The following is a 4,419-nucleotide window of genomic DNA, read 5'->3' as shown; positions in this document are numbered from 1 at the left end:
GTACCCACACACAGTATGTCACCCTGAGGTAACGAAGGGTCGCATCCTACGAGTCCTTGAAAGACGAGCTAGGATTGCTGTTCGTTGTTTTAAAGAAAACACATTCTATTTCAGCAAAATCTACTGTTTACCGTTAACCGTTCACCGTTAACTGTTCACAGTACCCACACACAGTATGTCACCCTGAGGCAACGAAGGGTCGCATCCTATGAGTCCTTGAAAGACGAGCAAGGATTGTTGTTCGTTGTTTTAAAGAAAACACATTCTATTTCAGCAAAATCTACCGATAACACATAACAGATAACTGATGACTATATTCTCATTTTAAAGAAAGTACTTTCTATGTCAGAAAAAGCCTTCGTTAACAGAAAACAGATCACTGTTAACTACATTTTCGTTTAAAGAAAGTACTTTCTATGTCAAAAAAAGACACCGTTAACAAAAAACAGATCACTATTACCTATTTTTATTTGTTTTTCGTTTATTTTTTGTTGAGTTGGTGAGACGATGAGATTCTCATTTTAAAGAAAGAACCCTATTTCAGCAAAATCTACTGTCTACCGTCCCCTACTTACTCTACATCACTAGTAACAGTAGAAATAAACATACTTGTGCTACACTCCTCATCTTTTTCATCGGTTACAAAATACCAAAGGAAACAATCATCTGCAGCTAGTTCTGGGTGCAATTTTACGGAGTAGCTATTTGCACTGCGAACTACTACGCGATGAAAGTTTGCGATCAACTTTGTATTCTTCCCATAGACTACAACCGTTAGAAGATCCGTTTGCTTCCCTAAGCTCATTTCTTCTGGGGTTGTCCAAGTTAAGGCGAGTGTTTCGTTTTCAATGGCTGCTGATTCCAATGTAATGGTAGGGAGTACGCCCTTACTGAGTATCACTTTTTCAAACTTTATTGTAAATTGATCGTCTGTCTGATCAACAGCTTCTTGCAAGTGATACGCTAACGCCAAATTAGCTCTTGATTTTAACCCTTGTTCTGCCCCGAAATAGCGCTGCAGCAAAAAGTTTAACGGTTGTAAAAAACTAGAAACCAATTTAAACTTACTGCGTTGGTTGATTTGCTTTACTGATGCTTTTTTGTTACTTGTTCGCGGTATAGTGCGAATCGTGTTTTTACCCTTCCAAATCGCTCCGACTATGGAGCCAACTTTACCGCTTACTCCACCTAAAATTCCTGTTTTAATTTCTGCCATGTTTACGTTTTTTTTTATTTTTTATCCGTTTGTATTCTTTGGGGTTAGCTAACACAATAATTGAATACAGGACAAAACTAAAAAAGTGTCTTTTTCTTGCCAATACCCCCTTCCTACTTCTTCTTTTATTGGGTATAAAAAGGGATAAATTGACCTTTTTTACCAGGGTAACAAAATTCCAAACTATTAATTATCAACAACTTAAAAACAACTCCTTTGTACCTTCTTTGGGTCTTCTTCGGGTCTCCTTCGGTATTTACTGGTTTTTTGCCCCTTTTACCGAAGGAAACCCTAACGAAGTACGAAGAAGCTATTGCAATAAGCCGTAAACATCATCTTCATCCAGATTCATATACGAACTAAATTCTTTGTATGTGACTAAAGCACCTTGAGGTTTGTCGTAAAACGTTCGAATTTCGATTAAGATTTTTAAGGCTGTTTTGTAGCTTCTTCCTGTGATGCGTATCACATCGTTTGCATATACGCACATTCTTCCTTTTTTGGCTTTAGATTCTCTCATCTTTTCTTTTTTAGCATTAGTTGGAAGAAAGGTATTTTTTTTTTCTTGAATTACGCATGATGTCCACTACTCGTATCCACAAAGATCGAGTACTCCCTTTTATTACTTTATGTAGCATTTTCTTTCTCTTTCATCCCAAACACGGTACACGAATCATAAAACCAACTGACTTTACAGCAATTTTGCCCAACAATCGAATTAGAAACTAAACATTTATGCTTATGCTAACCGTAATCTTACATCGGCTATATCTCGAAGAAGCAACTCATGGCTTATTGCAAATTGAGAATAGAACCATTTGTTTGACGCTCGAATTACCTTGGGTTCAGAATCAAGCCTATATTTCGTGCATCCCTGAAGGTACTTATCCGCTTTTTCACCGATACAACGAGCGATTCAAATCGCATATTGAAATTAAAAAAGTGCCAGATCGAACACTGATCCTATTTCATCCTGCAAACAATTCGAAACACGATTTAAAAGGCTGTATTGCGCCTGTTAGTCAATTTCTCTCTCCGATATGGGGCGCCCGTTCTCGAATAGCGATGCGCAAGCTATTAGAGGAAGTTGAGGAGGCGATTATTGATCAACAGCTACAGCTGATTATCCAAGAGGCGGCAGACCTCGATATTATTCAACAAATTAAAACAGGTAAACTATGAATCAAATCATTCAGAGGATCAACGCACCGACTCCTCGTTTTTTTAAAATCTTGCGAACCATTGGTTTGGGGTTAGCTGCTATTAGCGGTGGAATTCTTGCTGCTCCAGTGGCTTTGCCCGCCGTATTAACTACGGTAGCTTCTTACTTAGCGGTAGCAGGAGGTATTATAACTGCGATAAGTCAGATTACAATGGAAGTAGAAGAAACAACGCCTACTCCCTAAAAGGTAACAACTAGTAAAAGGGCAGCATGGATTTTTCTGCTGCCCTTGTTGTCTAACAAACAAACTGTTCGCACATCCTAGCCTAGGCCTTTTTTCATTAGTGCTCTTGGAACTTCTCTAAGAGGATTTCATTCATTTTGAGAAATAAATTATCCTCTATGTTCTTCTTTTTCTTGTATTCATTTAAGATTTGGTAAAAATTCTTGCTTATACTAACACCAAATACCTGTTCAAAAGTCCTTGCCCACTCCCTTACTGTTGGTTTGTCTTGCTTTTTTTGGGTGTACTTATACAAGGCAAATACAACCAATACCAACTCTATTTTAGTTGCCTCCCATACCAGCATCGGTTTTATGGGTTGAGGATTGGCTGTGGTTTCCCACCGATTCAACTGAAGCAATACTAGCTCTACAACCCGAAAATAAACAGGATAAAGAAAAAGAGCTTCTTTGTCAAAAAACAACCAATTCGGTCTTTCCCGTTGAAATTTCAAATACGTGCGTATCTCTTCGCTTTTAAACTGATACGCCTTCGCACAATAACAGGCATATAACCTAAAATAATCGCTCTTGAACGAAGTGTAGTAAAGAGCAACCGAGTCAAGATGTCCTTCGTGTTGTTTTTCTCGGAAAGGAAGTGTACAAAGCACAAGGCTTAGTTCTCTCATATACCAATAATAAGTAAGCACATCAGTTACTTCTTCTTCATAAAATAGCGCTTCTTTCTTTCGAGAACGAACGACCGTTTCTATGGGAATTTCTTTCATTTCGTCTAATAATACTTCCAATTGGTAGGCATAAGCAGCCAATTGATCCAATTCTAAGGTTTCTTTCTGCTTAATTTCTTCAATAATTCTCTTTTTGCGTGTTAAACAGTCTTGATAGACTTTCTTCATAGTGTACAATTTTTAATAAAGAACTAAACTCTCAATAAAAACACATAAAATACACCTAAATCGTACAAAATAAGATAAAAAAACAACTATTTCTTACAGAACAAAGCAATACCTAAAAGAAAAGAAACTAAAAGCTGTCTTACTTTTACTTTTTAAATAATTGAACTATGAATTATATCAAGCACCTCAACAACTGGTTTGAGCTTATGAAAACTAAAGAAGAAATTAAGCCTACACACATTAGTCTTTATCTCGCTTTATTTTACTTGTGGAATCAGAATCGCTTTGCCTCTGTCTTCAGCATCAACCGGCAAGAAATGATGAACATAGGTAAAATTGGCAGCTTTACCACCTATAGCAAATGCATGCGAGAACTACACTCCTGGGGTTGGATTACTTATTTTCCCAGTACATCCAAATACGGCATTAGTACGGTTTATCTCACCTCATTTGAAAATGTCCCTACTGCTTCACAGCCCTTTACTCCAGAACCCAATAAAAAACCAACTAGTGGTACAACAACTGATTCAACAACTGATACAACTAGTGATACAACAACCCCTTCGAGATCAAAACAAGAAGTAGGTCACTCTACTAAAGAAGAAAATAGAGATGAAAAAATAATACCTAATTTAAAAACAAAATATCATGAACCCCTATAAAATTAATTTAGAAGATACCTATACGATTGAAGGAAAAAGAAAGTGGTATAATATGAAGCAGTGCTTAGCGTTTATCCAAGAAAGAGGCGTTGCTATTTACGGACACAACTTCTTTATGAGTCTGTACCAAAAAGAAGTGTTTCACAAACTAATTGCCTATGCTATAGAAGATCAAAACGCAATGGACTCCTTCCAATTAGCCCCTAACAAAGGACTGCTTCTTATGGGGCAAACCAAAAC

The 4,419-nt window shown here is 37.1% G+C and carries 6 protein-coding genes and 1 pseudogene; 4 read left to right on the top strand and 3 right to left on the bottom strand.

The window, feature by feature from the left end; genetic code table 11:
* Window positions 1-571: 571 nt before the first annotated feature.
* Window positions 572-1,216: a DUF6266 family protein gene (locus ACPDG9_RS15790; protein ID WP_430528661.1), complete on the bottom strand. Its 645-nt coding sequence runs from the start codon at window positions 1,214-1,216 to the stop codon at window positions 572-574.
* A 310-nt stretch (window positions 1,217-1,526) separates the two neighbouring features.
* Window positions 1,527-1,736 (bottom strand): hypothetical protein, encoded by a 210-nt coding sequence (locus ACPDG9_RS15785; RefSeq protein ID WP_430528660.1) that lies wholly within the window; start codon window positions 1,734-1,736, stop codon window positions 1,527-1,529.
* Window positions 1,737-1,957: 221 nt separating this feature from the next.
* Between ACPDG9_RS15785 and ACPDG9_RS15780 the strand changes: the two genes are divergently transcribed.
* Together ACPDG9_RS15780 and ACPDG9_RS15775 are read left to right on the top strand one after the other, a co-directional pair.
* Complete coding sequence (locus ACPDG9_RS15780; RefSeq protein ID WP_430528659.1) at window positions 1,958-2,398, top strand: DUF5675 family protein; 441 nt, start codon at window positions 1,958-1,960, stop codon at window positions 2,396-2,398.
* Entirely contained in the window at window positions 2,395-2,622 is a 228-nt protein-coding gene (locus ACPDG9_RS15775) for a hypothetical protein (protein ID WP_430528658.1), read from the top strand. The genes ACPDG9_RS15780 and ACPDG9_RS15775 overlap by 4 nt, the downstream gene beginning before the upstream one ends.
* A 97-nt stretch (window positions 2,623-2,719) precedes the next feature.
* On the opposite strand, the gene ACPDG9_RS15770 is transcribed toward ACPDG9_RS15775, so the two are convergent.
* A complete protein-coding gene (locus tag ACPDG9_RS15770; protein WP_430528657.1) occupies window positions 2,720-3,517 on the bottom strand; it encodes an RteC domain-containing protein in 798 nt (265 codons plus the stop codon).
* Window positions 3,518-3,684: 167 nt separating this feature from the next.
* Here ACPDG9_RS15770 and ACPDG9_RS15765 point away from each other — a divergent pair, with 167 nt between their 5' ends.
* Together ACPDG9_RS15765 and ACPDG9_RS15760 are read left to right on the top strand one after the other, a co-directional pair.
* A complete protein-coding gene (locus ACPDG9_RS15765; protein ID WP_430528656.1) occupies window positions 3,685-4,179 on the top strand; it encodes a hypothetical protein in 495 nt (164 codons plus the stop codon).
* Window positions 4,166-4,419 (top strand): annotated as a pseudogene (locus ACPDG9_RS15760) (hypothetical protein); the annotation flags it as partial. The gene ACPDG9_RS15765 and the pseudogene ACPDG9_RS15760, both read left to right, overlap by 14 nt.

The sequence above is a fragment of the Myroides sp. C6-3 genome, from assembly GCF_050522425.1.
Taxonomy (GTDB): domain Bacteria; phylum Bacteroidota; class Bacteroidia; order Flavobacteriales; family Flavobacteriaceae; genus Flavobacterium.
The sequence above is the reverse complement of the archived record's forward strand: the minus strand, read 5'-3'. Positions and strand labels throughout refer to the sequence as shown.

Coding starts and splice junctions, on each gene's coding strand:
- ACPDG9_RS15770 (WP_430528657.1), bottom strand. CDS start 3,517: ATGAAGAAAGTCTATCAAGACTGTTTAACACGCAAAAAGAGAATTATT.
- ACPDG9_RS15780 (WP_430528659.1), top strand. CDS start 1,958: ATGCTAACCGTAATCTTACATCGGCTATATCTCGAAGAAGCAACTCAT.
- ACPDG9_RS15775 (WP_430528658.1), top strand. CDS start 2,395: ATGAATCAAATCATTCAGAGGATCAACGCACCGACTCCTCGTTTTTTT.
- ACPDG9_RS15765 (WP_430528656.1), top strand. CDS start 3,685: ATGAATTATATCAAGCACCTCAACAACTGGTTTGAGCTTATGAAAACT.
- ACPDG9_RS15785 (WP_430528660.1), bottom strand. CDS start 1,736: ATGAGAGAATCTAAAGCCAAAAAAGGAAGAATGTGCGTATATGCAAAC.
- ACPDG9_RS15790 (WP_430528661.1), bottom strand. CDS start 1,216: ATGGCAGAAATTAAAACAGGAATTTTAGGTGGAGTAAGCGGTAAAGTT.